13 protein-coding genes and 1 tRNA gene are annotated in these 17,825 nt (G+C 69.7%); 9 read left to right on the forward strand and 5 right to left on the reverse strand.

Features of this window, described 5'->3' with window-relative positions; all coding sequences use genetic code 11:
* Positions 1–33: 33 nt before the first annotated feature.
* The 3 genes from LRX76_RS08010 to LRX76_RS08020 are packed head-to-tail and all read left to right on the forward strand — an operon-like array spanning position 34 to position 2,310.
* On the forward strand, positions 34–744 hold the full coding sequence (locus tag LRX76_RS08010) for a response regulator transcription factor (protein WP_231803843.1): 711 nt from the start codon (positions 34–36) through the stop codon (positions 742–744).
* Complete coding sequence (locus LRX76_RS08015) at positions 731–2,101, forward strand: ATP-binding protein (RefSeq protein ID WP_231803845.1); 1,371 nt, start codon at positions 731–733, stop codon at positions 2,099–2,101. Before LRX76_RS08010 ends, LRX76_RS08015 begins: the two co-directional genes overlap by 14 nt.
* The gene (locus LRX76_RS08020) at positions 2,098–2,310 is read left to right on the forward strand and encodes a hypothetical protein (RefSeq protein WP_231803847.1); all 213 of its coding nucleotides are present in this window, start codon (positions 2,098–2,100) and stop codon (positions 2,308–2,310) included. Before LRX76_RS08015 ends, LRX76_RS08020 begins: the two co-directional genes overlap by 4 nt.
* 536 nt (positions 2,311–2,846) lie before the next feature.
* Here the strand turns inward: LRX76_RS08020 and LRX76_RS08025 are convergent.
* The gene (locus tag LRX76_RS08025) at positions 2,847–4,421 is read right to left on the reverse strand and encodes an alpha/beta hydrolase (RefSeq protein ID WP_231803849.1); all 1,575 of its coding nucleotides are present in this window, start codon (positions 4,419–4,421) and stop codon (positions 2,847–2,849) included.
* Between the two features lie 339 nt (positions 4,422–4,760).
* On the opposite strand from LRX76_RS08025, the gene LRX76_RS08030 reads away from it, so the two are divergent.
* The gene (locus tag LRX76_RS08030) at positions 4,761–6,473 is read left to right on the forward strand and encodes a sensor histidine kinase (protein WP_231803852.1); all 1,713 of its coding nucleotides are present in this window, start codon (positions 4,761–4,763) and stop codon (positions 6,471–6,473) included.
* Positions 6,461–7,162, forward strand: a complete 702-nt coding sequence (locus LRX76_RS08035; protein WP_231803854.1) for a LytTR family DNA-binding domain-containing protein — start codon at positions 6,461–6,463, stop codon at positions 7,160–7,162. The genes LRX76_RS08030 and LRX76_RS08035 overlap by 13 nt, the downstream gene beginning before the upstream one ends.
* 246 nt (positions 7,163–7,408) lie before the next feature.
* On the opposite strand, the gene LRX76_RS08040 is transcribed toward LRX76_RS08035, so the two are convergent.
* The 3 genes from LRX76_RS08040 to LRX76_RS08050 all read right to left on the reverse strand — a co-directional run bounded on the left by LRX76_RS08040 (position 7,409) and on the right by LRX76_RS08050 (position 10,228).
* Positions 7,409–7,594, reverse strand: a complete 186-nt coding sequence (locus LRX76_RS08040; RefSeq protein WP_231803856.1) for an Arm DNA-binding domain-containing protein — start codon at positions 7,592–7,594, stop codon at positions 7,409–7,411.
* A gap of 139 nt (positions 7,595–7,733) precedes the next feature.
* Positions 7,734–7,809 (reverse strand) — tRNA-Ile (locus LRX76_RS08045).
* Between the two features lie 67 nt (positions 7,810–7,876).
* Entirely contained in the window at positions 7,877–10,228 is a 2,352-nt protein-coding gene (locus LRX76_RS08050) for a GH92 family glycosyl hydrolase (RefSeq protein ID WP_269450771.1), read from the reverse strand.
* A gap of 135 nt (positions 10,229–10,363) precedes the next feature.
* Here LRX76_RS08050 and LRX76_RS08055 point away from each other — a divergent pair, with 135 nt between their 5' ends.
* From LRX76_RS08055 to LRX76_RS08070, 4 genes are read left to right on the forward strand one after another with little or no spacing between them, the layout of a single operon-like run.
* The gene (locus LRX76_RS08055) at positions 10,364–11,440 is read left to right on the forward strand and encodes a LacI family DNA-binding transcriptional regulator (RefSeq protein ID WP_231803858.1); all 1,077 of its coding nucleotides are present in this window, start codon (positions 10,364–10,366) and stop codon (positions 11,438–11,440) included.
* Positions 11,437–12,744: a sugar MFS transporter gene (locus LRX76_RS08060; protein ID WP_231803860.1), complete on the forward strand. Its 1,308-nt coding sequence runs from the start codon at positions 11,437–11,439 to the stop codon at positions 12,742–12,744. Before LRX76_RS08055 ends, LRX76_RS08060 begins: the two co-directional genes overlap by 4 nt.
* Positions 12,744–13,730, forward strand: coding sequence for a carbohydrate kinase (locus tag LRX76_RS08065; protein ID WP_231803863.1), 987 nt, complete (start codon positions 12,744–12,746; stop codon positions 13,728–13,730). Before LRX76_RS08060 ends, LRX76_RS08065 begins: the two co-directional genes overlap by 1 nt.
* Entirely contained in the window at positions 13,727–15,004 is a 1,278-nt protein-coding gene (locus tag LRX76_RS08070) for an AGE family epimerase/isomerase (RefSeq protein ID WP_231803865.1), read from the forward strand. Before LRX76_RS08065 ends, LRX76_RS08070 begins: the two co-directional genes overlap by 4 nt.
* Before the next feature lie 820 nt (positions 15,005–15,824).
* Here LRX76_RS08070 and rpoD read toward each other — a convergent pair.
* Entirely contained in the window at positions 15,825–17,693 is a 1,869-nt protein-coding gene (rpoD, locus tag LRX76_RS08075; protein WP_231803867.1) for an RNA polymerase sigma factor RpoD, read from the reverse strand.
* Positions 17,694–17,825 lie beyond the last annotated feature (132 nt).

The raw sequence follows: 17,825 nt of genomic DNA on the forward strand, positions 1-17,825 counted from the left end.
TTTGACGGCTGTCGCGACACCCAGGAACCCGCCATGAAAAACAGCGCCCCCCTACCCCACAACCGCATCGCCCTGGTGGAGGACCATGCGCGCCTGGCCGCCCTGGTCGAGCGCGGCCTGGCCGCCTCCGGGATCGCCGTGGACCGCTACCAGACCCTGGAATCGGCGTGGCATGGCATTGCCGCACAGTCCTACGCGATCGCTGTCGTCGACCGCGGGCTTCCCGATGGCGATGGACTGGACCTCGTCAGGCGCCTTCGCAGCGCCGGCTGCCGGACGCCCTGCCTGATGCTGACCTCGCGCGACGCGCTGCACGACCGCGTCGACGGCCTGGACGCGGGCGCCGACGACTACCTGCCCAAGCCCTTCGCGCTGGAGGAGCTTTCGGCGCGGGTGCGCGCGCTCATGCGCAGGCCGCCGGAAATACGCGACTCCCGGCTGATCCATGCAGGCCTGTGCGTCGACCCAGAGCAGGGCAGCATGGAATGCGGGGAAGAACGCGTCAGCCTGTCCACGGCCGAGCTGCAGATCATCATCTGCCTCGTCCGCGCCGCCGGCCGCACGGTGCGCCGCGAAGCCCTGGAACAGGCCGCCTGGGGTATTTCCGAGGCGGTCACGCCCAATGCCCTGGATGTCGCCATCCACCGCCTGCGCAAGAAGCTGGCGGCCATCGACTCCGGCCTGTTCCTCGTCAACCTGCGCAATCGCGGCTTCGCACTGCAGGTCTCCGATGCTGCCCAGTAGCCTGACCGCCCGCCTGATGGTCGCGGCATTCACCGGCCTGCTGGCGGCGACCGCGACCGGCCTCGGGCTCATGGCGCTGCAGGTCTGGCCGCTTTCGCCCGAGCGCATGCTGCGGGCGGAGTTGAGGGAGGAGATCGAGCACATCGGCGAGGGCCTGCGCATGCATGCGGACGGCCGCGCCGAGGTTCGCCTCAAGGACTACCTGGCCAATACCTACGACGCCATGCCCAAGGACGCGGCGTTCCAGGTCAGGGACGAGCACGGGCGCATCGTCGCGCAGAGCATCGCCGGTCCGGCGCTGCAGGCGTTGGCGGCGATGCCGGGGGACGGCCAGCTCATCCAGGTCCGCAGTGGCGGCACGGTCCTGCGGCTGCAGGCCAGCGAGGAGCAGCTGCTGCATGACGGGCGTCGCTACACGGTGCGCGTCGCGCGCAGCGACCGGCTCGTGACCACCCTCAAGGACTACGCCGGCAAGCTGTACCTCCGGGCCGGCCTGGTCACCGGATTGCTGGCGCTGATCACCTTCGTGCTCGTCGTGTTCCTGACCGTACGGCGCATGGTGCGCCCGCTCTACCGCATCTCGGCCGTCGCCGCGCAGATCGGGCCGCGCAACCTCGGAACGCGGCTCGGGACGGACGGCCTGCCGGCCGAGCTCGTCCCGTTGATCCAGGCGTTCAATGCCGCGCTGGCCCGGCTCGAGAACGGGTACCGGGTACAGCAGGAGTTCCTGGCCTCCGCCGCCCACGAACTCAAGACCCCGCTGGCGCTGCTGCAGGCGGAGATCGAGCTGGGCGGGGCCGCGGACAAGGCGGTACTGCTGCGCGACACCGCGCTGATGGCGCGCCAGGTCCACCAGCTCCTGCAACTGGCCGAAGTCAGCGAGGGACACAACTACCAGTTCGCCAGCGTGGACCTGGCCGACGTCGTGACCGACGCGGCCCACTACCTGGAGAGGCTGGCCGGCCAGAAGTCGGTTCGCCTGGTCGTGGGATTCGAGGGAAACGCGGCGGCGGCGGTGGAAGCGGACGCCGCCGCGATCTTCGTCCTGGCCAAGAACCTGCTCGAAAACGCCATCCACCACAGCCCGCAGGGCGGCGAGGTCCGGGTCCGCCTGCGCGTGGACGGCTTCAGCGTCGAGGACGAAGGCCCGGGCGTTGCCGCGGACGACCGCCCGCGCCTGTTCGAGCGCTTCTGGCGCGGGGCGCCAAGGGAGAGCGAGGGCGCCGGGCTCGGCCTGGCGATCTGCAAGGAGATATGCCAGGCGCATGGATGGAGCATCCATCTCGATGCCCGTCCCACGGCGACCGGCGCCTGTTTCGTCGTGACCGTCCCGCCCGGGCGCCTGCAGCGGCCATGACGATCGACACCGACATGTCCCTGCAGGCCACCGTGCTGGCGATCGCCAGGACGCTGGTGAAGGACGAGGATGCCGCGCAGGCATGGTTCCGCGGCGATGCGATCGCCTCGTTCGACGGCATGACCGCGGCCGAGATGTTCGCGCAAGGCCAGGGCGGGAAGGTGCTGTGCTTCCTGCTGCGGGTGCTGGAACGGGAGAGCTGCTCGTGATCCGCATGCGCCTTACCACCTGATCGCTGCAGCCGATGGCCATGCGCGCGGCAGGTGAGCCCACTTCCCGTCGCTGCACCGACGCAGGCATGGGGCCGCGCAGTGGCGGTCCCGCGACCCTGGCCACACCGTCCCGGCAGCGGCACCGCCTCCCCACACATCAACGGCTTCGACAACATCGCCGGAACTCCGCTCCCTTCGTGATCACAAGGCCGGTTCGTTCGCAGACTCGCCGGCCCTTGTCTAGGTCAATACGGTCGCTGCCATCGTCGGCCACTGATCGTGCTCGCCCCGATCAAGCGCTTTGCACCTGCCTGAGCACCGATGGGCATCAATTGGGATTTCCTGGAAATCCGGCCTGGGGCCCAGCAGCCATCGAACTGGAGGGGTCGGCATAGCCAACCCGCTGTGCGGTGCTGTTGAGGTGCCTTCGCCGGACGCCGGATGCCGGGCGTGTGCCCTGCCCCCGCGGTCACCGGGGTGAACAATTTTCTCCACCCGAACCTGATTTTCTGAGCCGGTCCGAACTGCTCGCATCACCGCTCCCGGCGCTGCCTCCTGCGCCGACGCCAAAGCAAGAACGCGGCCAGCGGCAATGCCACCAACGCTACGAGTGCGGCCAGCGCCGTTCCCCGGCCGATACCGAGCGCCGACAACAACAAATCGAACTTGCTTGTGGCAAACGCTGGCGGCGGTACCTCCAGCACCGCATCGTCCATCGGACGGCCGGCGAGGAAGTCGGCGATATGCGCGGCAATGTCCGGATGACCGAGCCACAGCTCGTCGTCATGGCTTGCACCGCGTACAAGCAGCTGCCTGCCGTCGCTGAAACCGGGCAGCAGCGCCTGCGCGTTCGCCGGCGGCGTGCGGCCGTCGAGCGTGCCGCTGACGAACAGTGCCGGCACCTCGCTATGCAACGGTGCACGGAATGCCTCGCCGAGATCGACGAGCCCGAGGCCCTCGCCAAGCATCGGGAACGGAAAGTTGATCGCATCGCCGAACAGGCTGTCGCACGCCTGCGCTTCGACCAGGGCACGCCGCTGCGGGCTCTGGCCGGATGCCGCCTCCATCGCCAGTGGCATGGCACGGAACTCGCCGATCTGCTCGCGCACCGCCAGCACGATCTCCGCCATCAGGCCGTAGTCGCCACGCTCGGCATCGCGCAGCGCCAATGGCAGGATCTGCTGGGTCGAACGCCGCCCGAGCGAGGCCGCGATCGCGAGCTGCGCGTCGTACTCGCCAATCGTCACCTGCCGGCCACCACGCATGAAGCTGCGGCCCCGGCCTGGCTGGCGGCGCAACGCCTCCAGCACGCGCCGGGCAGAACCGGCCAGGTCGTCGAATCCTTGGTCCTTGGCGACGGCGGCCAGCTCCGCCAGCAGGACATCGGCCGCCAGTGGCGACTTCAGCGTGTCGTCGGGTCCCTCGACACCGAGCAACACCACGCGGTCGATGCCCGTGCCATGCCGGCGGACGCTGGCCAGCGCCAGGTGAGTGCCGTAGCTCATGCCCCACAGGCTGATCCGTGGCACGCCCAGCGCGCGGCGCAGATGCTCGAGGTCGTCGGCGCTCTCGGCGGTGGTATAGGCGTCCAGGTCGATGCCTTCCTGCCGCCAGTGGGCGATGCAGCGGGCGGCCGTGGCGTGCAATGCGGCCAGCGCGGCGTCCCGCTCCAGCGGACGGGCGTCGTCGAAGCGCTGCACATGGGGGCATGGCGGCGACGGTTCCGACAGGCCGGTTCCGCGCTGGTCGAGCAGCAGCACGTCGGTCTCGCGCCGGACCCGGTCGAACACCGGCCAGCGCGGTCCGCGCGCGGTGCCGACCCCGGAGCCCCCGGGGCCGCCAGCCAGGTACACCACCGGCGCGGCGCGGCCATCGCCGCCCGTGGCCGGCAGCCGCACCACCCGCAGGCGCATGCCCGGGCCATCCGGCTCGCCGTGCCGGCGCGGCACCTCCAGGAAGGCGACCTCGGCGGCGATCGTGCCGTGGCGCTCGGTCTCGAACGCATAGGGCGCGAACCGCAACGGCGCCTGCACATCATTGGCCAGCGCAGGCGCCGCTGCGGCGATCGCCAGCCACATTGGCCCCAGCCGCGCGACCGCCGAGAGCATCCGTTGGGACGGTCCTGCGCCGCCGGGCGGGATGTTGGACCTGTCGCCACGCCGGCACCGGCCCGGAGGCGGCGTGGGGGGGACGGCCGCCCGGGAAAGCGGGCTCAGGCGGTATAGACGAAACGGCAACATCGATACGGCGGACATGGTGGACTCCGGGCGGCAGGCAATGCGGGCGCTCCCGGCCTGGCGACCGCTCGGGATGCGACACGCGGCGGCGGGACGGTCCGCGCCACCGGCCGCCAGCATCTCCGCCGGCGCGGGGTCTCGGGCATCCCAGACCGCCGAACCGCTCTAACCGGCGGTCCAGCGTCTCCGTGCAGCCGATACGATGTCGGCATGCCGATCGCGAGAACCCTGACCGCCCTTGCCGTGCTGCTGGCCGCACTCTCCGCCTGGCTGATGGCTTCGTCGCGCGCCCCGGCAACGGTGCGCGTGCTGGCCGCGGAGATGGCGCCTGCCGCGATGGCTGCTTCCGCAGGCATGCCGGAACGGCCTCCAGGCCAGTTGGACTGGCGCCCGCTCGATCAACGCGTACTGGCGAACTGGCACGGCCCCTACTGGCTGCGCTGGCGACTGTCCGCGCCCACGACCAACGATGGCGACCGCGCGATGCGCCTGTCGCTGCGCGCCGCCAGCCAACCCTACTGGAACGGACGGCCACTGGCAGGCAATGGCATCGTGGGCCTTACCGCAGAAAAGGAACGGCCAGGCCTCGTCGACGTCGTCCGCGTGCTGCCGCCATCCTCTCGCGCCGGCACGGACGAACTGGCCGTGCTCGCCTCCAGCCACCACCAGGGGTTTCACCTCCATCATGCGGGCGCCGCCATCGAGGTGGCACCGGTCGAGGCGATCTACAGCCATCGCCTGCGACCCTGGCTGATCGCGGCCCTGGCCACGGGCGCGCTCGCGGCAGCATGGCTGTATTTCCTGGCCGTGCAGCGCGGCCGGCTGCGCACGCCCGGCGCGCCCCTGCTGCTGGCGCTCGGCGCAGTCGGCCTGGCGTTGCCGGTCGTCGAGGCCTGGCGCCCGCTGCTGGGATACGCCTATCCATGGCACGGCCCGCGCCTGCTCGCGCTGCTGGCCCTGCACCTGGCGGCTGCGGTCCTGCTGCCGGCCTACATTGCGCGCCGCTTCGGCGTCGTCGTGCCGGGCGGCGCGCGCATCGCCTACCTTGCGGTGCTCGCGGCGATAGCGGCCTTTCTGCCCAGCTTCGATGGCCGCTCGGCCGCCGTGCTCCTGCTGAGCCTGCTCGCCTCGGCCTGGCTGCTGCTGTGCGCCCGTGGCGAGCCCGATGAGCGCTGGCCGATGCTGATCCTGATGCTGGCCGGCGCACTGGCGATGCCGATCGCCGGCGGCGCGTTTCTCGACGGCCCGTACTTCCTGCTGCTGGCGGTGCTGATGGGCTTCCTGCTCCTGCGCCACGCCGCGCAGCTGCACGCGCTGGACCGGCACAACGCGACGCTGCGCGAAGAGCGCGCCCGCCTCTCATTGCAATTGCTGCAGCGGGGCATCCAGCCGCACTGGCTGATGAATACCCTGACCTGCCTGCAGGAACTGATCGAACAAGCGCCGCCGCGCGCCAGCCGTCTGGTCGAATCGCTGGCGGAACAGTTCGATCGCCTACGCGAGAGCAGCGCCCGCACGAGCGTTCCGCTGGAGGACGAACTGGCGCTGTGCCGCAACCACCTGGACATCGTCGGCCTGGCGCTGGATCGTCCGATGCACTTCGAGGTCGAGACCGGCACCGAACGGACGCGACTGTCGCTGCCGCCCGGCGTCCTCCACGCACAGGTCGAGAACGCACTGACCCACGCCGGTGCAGTTGCCTGCGCGCAGCGCCCGTTCCGCCTGCGCGTGTACCGCGAGGACGACCGGTGGATCCTGGAGCTGCGCAGCGCACGCGGGTCCGCGCCGCATCGCGGCCAAGGCACCGGCACGCGCTACATCGAGGCCAGCCTGGCCGCCGCCTGTCCCGGCGGCTGGCGATTCGTCCAGCACGCCGAAGGCGACGACTGGTACGGCCGGATCGAGCTGGCATGCGCATCCTGATCGTCGAAGACGAACCCCTGGTGCGCCAGCGCCTGCTGCGCCTGTGCGCCGAGCTGGCCGGCACGCGTGCCCGCTTCGACGCCGTCGCCGAACTGGAGTCGGCCGGCGACCGGCTCCAGCGCAGCGTCTACGACGGCCTGCTGCTGGACCTGAACCTCGGCGGCGAGGATGGCTTCGAACTGCTGCGACGCGCGGTGGCCGGGCGCTACCACTGCGTCGTGGTCTCGGCCCATCGCGAGCGCGCGCTGCAGGCCTTCGAGCACGGCGTGCTGGACTTCGTTCCCAAGCCGTTCTCGCGCGAGCGCCTCGGCCTGGCCCTCGACCGCCTGCTCGACGCCGGGCGCTACCGTGCAGGCAGCGCCCGCTACCTCGGCATCTGGCGCGCGCAAGGCGCGGCACTCGTCGAACTGGCGGACGTGCTGTGGATCCGCGCCGACGGCGACTACAGCGAGCTACGCCTGCTCGATGGCCGCAGCGAACTGCACGACAAATCCCTGGCCGCCCTGACCGCCGTGCTGCCGCCCGATTTCGTGCGCTGCCACCGCTCCTACCTGGTCAACCTGCGCCATGTCCGCACCCTGCATGCCGGCTCCGGCAGCCGTTACTGGCTGGTCCTGACCGGCGGCGCGGAACTGCCCGTGGGCCGCGCCCACGTCGCGGCGCTGCGCCGGGAGCTTGCGCTCGAATGAGGGCCTGCGAACCTGTCTTCGCCGCAAGCGTTGGCCACCGCGGCAACGATAACGGGGTTCAGGTTTACTTCTTTCGAGAACTCAGCTTTCATCAAGCCGAGGCCCACGTCTTCAACCATTCCCGATCTGCTCCAGTCGCCCATTGCGACGATGCGGCACACGGCAGAGGGAGCCCGGCGCGAAGAGCTCTGTGGCCGTAACGATCTTCGGCCACGGGCTGGCCATCGATGGCGGCAAGGTTCGTATCTACCATCCGGCACTCGTGTTTAACCTAGCCGGAGCTTCGGCACGCGCCTCCGCAAGCGAGCGACACGAATAGCGCCAGACTTTCGCGCCAGTGGGACTAACCTCGACGCACAGTCCGTTGGTATCGGCGACACGGTAGGCGTTCGCGCGGGGCTTCAGCCCGCGCAGCTTGGTGTCGGTCAGCACGTGAGTCAGGAGGTCTTGGACACTCCGGCTGACTCACACCCTGCCGGGATTCAACGGGACGCCCTGGGACGACAGGAACGAAAAAACCCCTGATTTCAGGGGGTTTCGGCACCACATGGGATTTCCTTGGACTTCAGCGTGGTGGGCCCACCAGGATTCGAACCTGGAACCAAAGGATTATGAGTCCTCTGCTCTAACCGTTGAGCTATAGGCCCGTGCGGCCGCACAGTGTAGTGGAGCGACCGGGCCGCGACCACACGCACGGCGCCGGCCGCCGGGGCTTCACTGGCGCGATTGCGAATACGGCTGCTGCTCCGGATGCGTGCCCCACTCGGTGTTGGGCGCGGCCTGCATGACGAAACGCAGTTCGCCGCCGGCCATGATCTCCTCGTGGCGCAGGAAGGCGCGGTTCAGCGGCTGGCCGTTGAGCATGGCGCTGCCGATGTAGCCGTGGCCGTCGTCCAGTCCTTCGGCAATCACGGTGAAACGCTTGCCGTCGGGCAGGTTGAGCGTGGCGCGCGGCAGGAACGGGCGGCCGATGATGTATTCGTTGCTGCCCGGGGTCACCGGATAGAAGCCGACCGCGGTGAACACGTACCACGCCGACATCTGCCCGAGGTCGTCGTTGCCGGCCAGGCCGTCCGGGCGCGGGGCGTACTGGCTGTCCATGATCTGCTTGAGCCGCGCCTGGCTGCGCCACGGCTGTCCGGCATAGGCATACAGGTAGGCGACGTGGTGGCTGGGCTCGTTGCCGTGCGCGTACCAGCCGATCAGGCCGGTGATGTCCTCCATGTGCTCGAACACCGCCGGGTCCACCTTGGCGTCGAACACCGCATCCAGCCGGTCGAGCAACCTGTCGGCGCCGCCGTGTGCGGCGGCCAGACCGGCCACGTCCTGCGGCACGTACCACGAGTACTGCCAGGCGTTGCCCTCGGTGTAGTCGGTGCCGTAGCCGCTGGCATCGGGATCGAACGGCTCGCGGAAGGAACCGTCGCGGTTGCGCGCGCGCATGAAGCCGGTGGCCGCGTCGAAGGCGTGCTTCCAGTTGCCGGCGCGCTTGCCGAACTCGGCGGCGACATCGGCCTTGCCCATCCTCTGCGCCATGCGCGCGATGGTCCAGTCGTCGAAGGCGTACTCCAGCGTCTTGCTCGCCGCCTCGCCTTCCTCGTCGATCGGCACCCAGCCGAGCTCGCGGTACTGGGCGATGCCGTCGTAGGGGCCGTAGTTGGCGCTGGCGACCATCGCCTGCAGCGCCTCGTCGGCGTCGAAGCCACCGATGCCCTTCATGTAGGCGTCGGCGATCACCGGCACGGCGTGGTAGCCGATCATGCACCAGGTCTCCAGGCCGTGGAACGCCCACACCGGCAGGATGCCGTAGGGACTCTCGCGGCGCGCGGCCAGCAGCGAGTTGACGATGTCGCCGGTGCGCTGCGGCGGCTGCACCAGCGTCAGCAGCGGGTGCAGCGCGCGGTAGGTGTCCCACAGCGAGAAGGTGGAGTAGTTGGTCCAGCCCCTGGCCTGGTGCACGGCGTTGTCCGGGCCGCGGTAGCGGCCGTCGCTGTCCATGAACAGCGTCGGTCCCAGCAGGGCGTGGTACAACGCGGTGTAGAAGCTGGTGCGTTGCGCTGCCGGCGCCTGCACGACCACCGCCGCCAGCGCCCGCTCCCATTGCGCGCGGGCCGCGGCGCGCACGCCGTCGAAATCCCAGCCCGGCACTTCGGCGTCCAGGTTGGCGATGGCGCCGGCCTCGCTGACCGGGGAGATGGCCACTTTCACCACCAGCGCGTCGCCGCCGCCGTCGCCGAAGTCGAACGTCCCCACCAGCTGCCGGCCCTCGATCTGGGCGCGCGCCGCGGGGTCCTTCTCGCCCGGCGGCGGGAAGCCCTTGTAGGGGATTTCCTGCTCGGTGTTGTGCAAGGCATGGCCGCGCAGCGGGCGGGAAAAGCGCATGGCGAAGTACAGCTGCCGCCCCGGCGCCCAGCCGCGGGTCTCGCGGAAGCCGGTGACGGTGCCGTCCGGCTGCAGCCGCAGCCGCGACCAGGAGATCTTGCCGGGGTAGTCGTACATGCTGGTGCGCAGGTCGACCAGCACGTGCGCCGGCTTGCCCTTGGGGAAGGTGTAGCGGTGCACGCCGACGCGGGCGGTGGTGGTCAGCTCGGCACGCACGCCATAGTCGTCCAGGGTCACCGCGTAGTAGCCGGGCTCGGCGTGCTCGTCGGCATGGCGGAAGCGCGAGGTGTAGCCGCTGCCGGGCACGTCGGGGTCGCCGCGCTCCAGCCTGGGCGCACCGCTGACCGGCATCAGCAGCACGTCGCCCAGGTCCGAATGGCCGCTGCCGGAAAAGTGCGTGTGGGAGAAGCCGACGATGGTGCTGTCGTCGTAGCGGTAGCCGGCCGCCCAGCCATAGGCGTCCTTGCGCGGCTGGATGCGGGTATCGGGGCTGAGCTGGATCATGCCGAAGGGCACCGTCGCGCCCGGATAGGTATGGCCTTCGCCGTCGGTGCCGATGAACGGATCGACCGAGGCGAAGGCGGCCGCGCCCGGGGCCGCCGGCGCGGCCTGCGCCGCGTCCGCACCCATCAATGCGCCGATCGCGGCCATCGTCATGCCCAGCGTTGCCCCAAGTGTCGCCATCTCGCCCTCGTTTGGACCGGTTCAATCGACGACCGTAGCACTGTCATCGCCATGGCCGCATGTTGCGGCGCAAGATGCCGAAACCTGCGGCAGCGGCGACGATGCGCGACCCTTTGAACCGATCCAAATCGAGCCATGTCCTCCCCGGCCCCGCGCCACCGCCGCGTCACCCTGGCCGACATCGCCGCCGCCTGCGGCCTGTCCAAGGCCACGGTATCGCTGGTGCTGCGCGACAGCCCTCTGGTGCATGCCGACACCCGCGCCCGCGTGCGTGCGGAGTTGGAGCGGCAGGGCTACGTCTACCACCGCGGCGCGGCCAGCCTGCGCGGCGGCGGCTCCAATGCAGTGGCGCTGGTGGTGAACGACCTGGCCAACCCGTTCTTCGCCGAGTTCGCCGCCGGGGTGGACACGGCGCTGGCCGAGGCCGGCTACGTGACCCTGCTGGGCAGCACCGGCGAATCGCCCGAGCGCCAGCAGCAGGTGCTGGCCTCGCTGATGGAACACGAACCGGCGGCGGTGATCCTTTCGCCCGCCGAGCACAGCGATGCCGCGCGCCTGCGCCGCGTGCTGGGCGAGCGCCTGCCGGTGCTGGTGTTCAACCGCGCACTCGACGGCGCCGATGGCGCCGGCGGCTGGGACTACCTGGCGCTGGACAACCGCCACGGCGCGCGCGTGGCCACCGAACACCTGCTGGCGCTCGGCCATCGCGCGATCGCGTTCTTCGGCGGCCACCGCGATTCCAGTTCCTGCCACGAACGCCGTGGCGGCTACCGCGACGCGCTCGCCGCCGCCGGCATCGCGGCGGACCCGGCATGGCTGGTCGAGTGCGCGCCCACCCGGCTGGAGGCCGCGCACCAGGCCGGTGCGCTGTTCGCGCGCGACCCGGCGCCGACCGCGGCGGTCTGCTACAACGACGCGGTCGCGCTCGGGCTGATGGCCGGGCTCGCCGCGCGCGGCCGCCATGCCGGCACGGACTTCGCGGTGGTCGGCTTCGACGACATCGCCGAGGCCGCCGCCGCCTCGCCCGCGCTCACCACCCTCGCCACCGCGCCGCGCGAACGCGGCGTCCAGGCGGCACGGCTTATGCTGGCGCGGCTGCGCGGCCAGGCACCTGCCCTGCCGCAGAAGGTGACCGCGCCGGTGACGCTGCGCGTGCGCGCCAGCAGCCAGAGCCCTTCCCTGTCGATCCGCGCCCCAGGAGCCACCGCATGAGTACGTCGTCACGCACGCTGTCCAACACCGCCGCCCTGGCGGTGGTCAGCCTGATCTTCTTCACCTGGGGCGGGCTGACCAGCCTCAACGACGTGCTGATCCCGCACCTGAAGGCCGTGTTCGCGATGAACTACGCGCAGTCGATGCTGATCCAGTTCACGTTCTTCGGCGCGTACTTCCTGATGTCGCTGCCGTCGGGCGCGGTGGTGGCGCGGGTGGGCTACAAGGTCAGCATCGTGATCGGGCTGGTGGTGGCCGCGATCGGGGCGAGCATGTTCTACCCGGCCGCGCGCCTGCCCTCGTACGCGCTGTTCCTGTGCGCCCTGTTCGTGCTCGCCAGCGGCATCACCCTGCTGCAGGTGGCGGCCAACCCGTACATCAGCCTGCTGGGCGATCCCAAGACCTCGCACAGCCGGCTCAACCTGGCGCAGGCGCTGAACTCGCTGGGCACCACGCTGTTCCCGCTGCTGATCGGCCCGCTGATCCTGGTCGGCGCGGTCCTGGGCGCGGACCAGATCGCGGCGATGGATGCCGCCGAGCAGGCCGCCTACCGTGCCGCCGAGGCACGCTCGGTCGAGGTCCCGTACCTGATGCTGGCCGGCGGCCTGTTGCTGCTGGCGGTGTTCGTGCTGGCCATGCGCATCCCCTCGCTGCGCGAGGCCACCGACGCCGGCGACCAGACCCATCACACCTACGGCGAGGCCCTGCGCCATCGCCACCTGCGCTGGGGCGTGCTCGGCATCTTCGTCTACGTCGGCGCCGAGGTCGCCATCGGCAGCTTCCTGATCAACTACATGGCCGAGCCGCAGATCGGCGGACTGACCGAGGCGGCCGCCTCGCGCTTCCTGGCCTTCTACTGGGGCGGGACGATGCTCGGCCGCTTCGTCGGCGCGGCACTGATGACGCGCTTCGACGCGCGCCGGCTGCTGGCGATCAGCGCCGGCATCGTCTGCGCGCTGCTGCTGACCACGATGACCACGCAGGGCCACGTGGCGATGTGGAGCGCGCTGTCGATCGGCCTGTTCAACTCGATCATGTTCCCGACCATCTTCACCACCGCGATCGAGCGGCTTGGCACGCTGACCAGCAAGGCGTCGAGCCTGCTGGTGATGGCCATCGTCGGCGGTGCGATCATCCCGCTGCTGCAGGGCACGCTGGCCGACCGCATCGGCATCCACCACGCCTTCGTGATCCCGCTGGCGTGCTATGCCTACATCGTCTGGTACGGGCTGCGCGGCTCGCGCGTGGACGCAGATGCCTCCCACCTCCCGGCCTCGGTGCCGCGCAGCGGGCCGATGCACTGATGGCTGCGCCGCGCACCACCGTCGCCTGCTTCGGCGAGGCGCTGATCGACTTCCTGTCGCTGCCGGCCGCAGCCGGCCAGCCGCGGAGCTTCCTGGAACAGCCCGGCGGCGCGCCGGCCAACGTCGCCGTCGGCGTGGCCCAGCTGGGCGGGCGGTCGCGCTTCGTCGGCATGCTTGCGCAGGACATATTCGGCGACACCCTGCTCGCCGCGCTGCGCGCCCACGCCGTGGACACCGCGCAGGTGCGGCGCACCGATGCGGCGCCGACCGCGCTGGCATTCGTGTCGCTGGATGCCGCCGGCGAACGCAGTTTCAGCTTCTACCGGCCACCGGCGGCCGACCTGCTGTTCCGCAGCAGCGATTTCGACGAGACCGCGTTCGCCGACATCGCGGTGTTCCACGTCTGCTCCAACAGCCTGACCCATCCGGACATCGCCGAGGCAACGCTGCACGGCATGCGCCTGGCGGCCGCCGCCGGCGCACTGGTCAGCATCGATCTCAACCTGCGCCCGGCACTGTGGCCGCGCGATGCCGATCCGCGGCCATGGCTGTGGCGGGCGCTGGCCCTGGCCAAGCTGGTCAAGCTCAGCCGCGAGGAACTGGAGGCGCTGACCGATGCCGGCGATACCGCGGCGGTGATCGAGCGCCTGCTTGCGGGCGATGCCGAGGCGGTGGTCGTCACCGACGGCGCCGCCCCGATCCATTGGTGGACCCGCAGCCGGCACGGCCAGGCCACCACGTTCCCGGTGGACACCATCGACACCACCGCCGCCGGCGATGCCTTCGTCGCCGGCCTGCTGTGGCGGCTGGTCGCTCTCGGCATCGGTGCCGGCACGCTGGCCGCCGCGTTCGACGACGACGCCGTGCGCGCGGACCTGCTGCGCCATGGCGCCGCCGCCGGCGCGCTGGCCACCACCCGCCACGGCGCCTTCGTCGCCATGCCCGATGCCGATGCCGTGCGCACGCTGATCGAGACCCACGGATGAACCTGCCCGCTTTCCCCGTTCCCGACCTCACCCGGCCGGAGAACCTTCGCGCCCACATCGCCGACACGATGGCCTTCTATCATCCACGCGCGATCGACCCGGCCGGCGGCTTCTTCCAGTACCTGCGCGACGACGGCAGCATCTACGATCGCAGCCACCGCCACCTGGTCAGCAGCACCCGTTTCGTCTACGACTACGCCATGGCCGCGATCGAGTTCGCCGACTCGCCGCTGGCGGCCGACTACCGCGCCGCCGCCGCGCACGGCGTGGACTACCTGCGCAACGTCCATCGCGACGCCGCCAGCGGCGGCTATGCCTGGACCCTGCGCGACGGCGTGCCCGAGGACCGCACCAACCACAGCTACGGCCTGGCCTTCGTGCTGCTGGCCTACGCCAGCGCGCGCAAGGCCGGGCTCGACACCGCCGCCTGGATGGACGAGACCTGGGAGGTGCTGGAAGCCCATGCCTGGGACCCGGAGCACGGCCTGTACCGCGACGAGGCCGACACGCACTGGCACTACGGCGACTACCGCGGCCAGAACGCCAACATGCACCTGTGCGAGGCGCTGATCGCCGCCCACGAGGCCGGCGGCGACGGCCGCTACCTGGCGCGCGCGCTGCAGCTGGCCGAGCACATGACGCAGCGGCAGGCCGCGCGCGCCGGCGGGCTGGTGTGGGAGCACTATCGACAGGACTGGTCGGTGGACTGGGACTACCACCGCGACGATCCGCAGCACCTGTTCCGTCCTTGGGGCTTCCAGCCCGGCCACCAGATCGAATGGGCCAAGCTGCTGCTGGCACTGCGCACCCACCTGGGCAGCCAGGCCCCGGCATGGCTGCTGCCGACCGCGCGCCGTCTCTACGACGCCGGGCTGGCGCACGGCTGGGACGACATCCATGGCGGCATCGTCTACGGCTTCGCGCCGCAGGCGCTGCGCGAACGCTCGCCCGGACCCGACGAGGCCGCGCCGGACGTGGCGACCGCACCGATGTACGTGTGCGACGGCGACAAGTACTTCTGGGTACAGGCCGAGGCGATCGCCGCGGCGTGGCGGCTATATCGGGCCACCGGCCTGGATCGCTATCGCGACGACTACCTGCGGCTGTGGGACTACGCCTGGCGGCATTTCGTCGATCACCGGTACGGCGCCTGGTACCGCATCCTCGACCGCGAGAACCACCGCCACGACGACCTCAAGAGCCCGGCCGGCAAGACCGACTACCACACCATGGGCGCCTGCCACGACGTGCTGGCGGTGATACGCGGTAGCTGATCGACCTGCGCGACCTTTCGCGGCAACTTCTGCAGCGACAACCATGGGACCGACTCGGTGCGGCCCTCGGGCGATCAGTCGCAACGGGTCTACCGGTGACTTGACTCCCCGCATTCGCATCCAGACCAGAACAACAGCGGCCCCCTCCCCGACTGCCCGGCCCACCGGCGTAGCCGGTGGGCGCTGCCCCGAGCGCTAGCCAATGGCTCGCAAGCGCTCGTACCCGCCCCTGCTTCGCAAGGGAGGGGGCAAAAGACTCCAGTCCTCGGTCACACCGCGTTGCTGTTGCCGTTGCCGTTGCTGTTGCTGTTGCTGTTGCTGTTGCTGTTGCTGTTGCCACCAAGTGTGAGCAACGGGGACCTGTCCAGACCCGCAGGGCGCCGCCCATGGATGGGCGGCGTTTTCCGACCGAGCCACGGAGGGCGAGTCGGAAAATACCGATAGCCCATCAGACGCAGGCTCTTGATGTTGCAGGAAAAGCGTTTTTCTTTGGTTCCGTTTCTTTTGGCGCTTTCCAAAAGAAATGAACCCGGCCGCGCAGCGGACGGAAGCCTTTGCTTCTATCGGAAGCCTTTGCTTCTATCGCCCAGGTCCGAAGGTTTCCTTGCCAGAACGGGAACTTCGAAGGCATCGGATGCAAGTGACTGGAGGGAAGCAGCTCACCGGTAGAGCCCATCACGCCCGGATAGCCCGGACACCACGCCAAGTCGCCCCGACGGCCCCTGCACAGCGCCGGATCCGGATCCCCCCCCTATAGCCCAGAAACGCCGAAGGCCGCTTGCAGCGGCCTTCGGCGGTAACACGACTTAGGAACGACGGCTCAGTCGATGTCGAGGAAGCTGCGCAGCTGCTCCGAACGCGACGGATGACGCAGCTTGCGCAACGCCTTGGCCTCTATCTGGCGGATGCGCTCGCGGGTGACGTCGAACTGCTTGCCGACCTCTTCCAGCGTGTGGTCGGTGTTCATGTCGATGCCGAAGCGCATGCGCAGCACCTTGGCCTCGCGCGGGGTCAGCCCGGCCAGCACGTCGCGCACGGTCTCGGACAGGTTGATGTTCACCGTGTTCTCGATCGGGGACTCGACGTTCATGTCCTCGATGAAGTCGCCCAGGTGCGAGTCCTCGTCGTCGCCGATCGGGGTCTCCATCGAGATCGGCTCCTTGGCGATCTTCATCACCTTGCGGATCTTGTCCTCGGGCATGTCCATTTCCTTGGCCAGCTCCTCCGGGGTGGCCTCGCGGCCGTACTGCTGGAGCATCTGCCGGGAAATGCGGTTGAGCTTGTTGATCGTCTCGATCATGTGCACCGGGATGCGGATGGTGCGCGCCTGGTCGGCGATCGAGCGGGTGATCGCCTGGCGGATCCACCAGGTGGCGTAGGTCGAGAACTTGTAGCCGCGGCGGTACTCGAACTTGTCCACCGCCTTCATCAGGCCGATGTTGCCCTCCTGGATCAGGTCCAGGAACTGCAGGCCGCGGTTGGTGTACTTCTTGGCGATGGAGATCACCAGGCGCAGGTTGGCCTCGACCATTTCCTTCTTGGCCTTGCGCGCCTTGGCCTCGCCGTAGGCCATCGCCCGGCTGATCTCCTTGATCTCGGCCAGGGTCAGGTAGTTGCTCTTCTCCAGGTCGATCGTGGCCTGCTGCTCGGCGACGATCTGGTCCTTGACGTCGCGCAGGGCCGAGGACCACTTCTGCTTGCGCTTGAGCGCATCGTCCACCCAGCCCAGGTTGGTCTGGTTGCCTTCCCAGGAGCGGATGAAGTCCTTGCGCGGCATGCGCGCGACGTTGGTGGACAGGTGCAGCACGCGGCGCTCGTGGTCGCGGATCTGGCCCATCACGTCGCGCAGCTGGCGCACCAGGGTGTCGGTCAGCGGCAGCGGCAGCTTCAGGGTGACGAACACCTCGGCCATGTCGTTGCGCAGCTTCTCCACGGCCTTGTGCTCGGGACCGTGCTTGGCATAGGCCTTCTTGAACTTGGCCAGTTCCTCGGCCAGCACGTCCATGCGGCGCGCGACCTCGACCGGGTCCGGGCCGGTGGGGCCGGTGTCCTCGTCGGCGTCGTCGACATCGTCGTCGTCGCTGTCGTCGTCGGAATCGTCGCTGTCGCTGCTGTCGTCGCCGGCGGCCTCGGGCACGACCGGCTCGGGCACTTCCTCGACCAGGTCGTTGAAGCCGACCACGATCTCGGGCAGGCGCTTCTTGCCTTCCTTGTGCAGCTCGAAGTCGGCCAGCAGCGACTCGATCGACATCGGGAAGGTGCCCAGGGCGGCCTGGACCTGGCCCAGGCCTTCCTCGATGCGCTTGGCGATGGCGATCTCGCCCTCGCGGGTCAGCAGCTCGACCGTGCCCATCTCGCGCATGTACATGCGCACCGGGTCGGTGGTGCGGCCACCCTCGGTGTCGAGCGCGGTCAGCGCGGCGGCGGCTTCCTCGGCGGCGGTGTCGTCGACCTCGCGGTTGCCGGTGTTGCCGTCGTTGAGCAGCAGGGTCTCGGCGTCGGGGGCGACTTCATGGACGTCGATGCCCATGCCGTTGATCATGCCGATGATGTCTTCGATCTGCTCCGGATCGACGATGTCGTCGGGCAGGTGGTCGTTGACTTCGGCATAGGTCAGGTAGCCCTGTTCCAGGCCCTTGCTGATCAGTTGCTTGATGTCGGATTGCTGGGCAGGACGTTCGTTGGCCATGAGTGCTCGCGCCACCGGCAGTTGGTAATGAAGAGAACCTAGCATTATACCGCGCAAGGCGGACATTTGCCCGCCCGGAAGTTCGCGCGCGCCGCCGTGCGTCCCGGATGTTTACGCTCGGCGGCTTCGTGC

Origin of the sequence: Stenotrophomonas sp. MMGLT7 (genome assembly GCF_021168555.1) — a bacterium.
GTDB lineage: Bacteria > Pseudomonadota > Gammaproteobacteria > Xanthomonadales > Xanthomonadaceae > MMGLT7.